The sequence below is a fragment of the Parendozoicomonas verongulae genome (genome assembly GCF_009711465.1).
In the GTDB taxonomy this organism is placed as follows: domain Bacteria; phylum Pseudomonadota; class Gammaproteobacteria; order Pseudomonadales; family Endozoicomonadaceae; genus Sansalvadorimonas; species Sansalvadorimonas verongulae.
Window position 1 is genome coordinate 1 of sequence record NZ_SMME01000354.1, and the last position, 619, is coordinate 619.

Below are 619 nucleotides of genomic sequence, written 5' to 3' on the forward strand. Positions count from 1 at the left end.
GCGCTCCCTTCCGTGCCCGTGGCAGGTGAAGCGTGGACAAACCACTACTATAAACCACACCACCCATGAAGTGACTGTGAAGGAACACCTGAATGACGATGAGGTCAAAGCCGAGATTATCAGGCGACTGGCTGAAGCCCGGTGGAGTGACTCGGGAATGCCACGGGAGCTGTCAAAATCCACCGGTCCCCTTGAGAGTGCTGTATATCGCCTATGGCAACAGTGCTGGTTTACACGATTCTATGGCAACACGGGTGTTCGTGCAGAGCAGGTTTTTCCTCTGGACACGCTTCAGACCATGACGCTGGCGATAAAAGTCAATCAACCTTATCTGGCCGAAGCAGCGAGACTGATGGAGGCTATGGACTTTGACACCGGGATCAACTGGCCGGCCTGCTGGCAGAAACTCCGGAATGTTTTCAATCTGCCTGTTGCCAGCTATTGTCAGAAGGCGCCGAAGGTCAGTACCCAGCCAGCAGATGTTATGGATACACAGGCTCAGTTGTCACAGCCTTACATAACAACACTGGACAGCAGGACAAACTATGAGCAGCTTCCTGTGCCACATATAAATTGTACAAAGGTTTTTCAGACTCTTGGCCATGATCCACGGATGACC

At 52.2% G+C, this 619-nt stretch carries 1 protein-coding gene; it reads left to right on the forward strand.

The features are described from left to right. Nucleotides 1-619 (forward strand): hypothetical protein (locus E1189_RS22340; protein ID WP_196220869.1); only part of this gene is annotated, 619 nt, incomplete at both ends.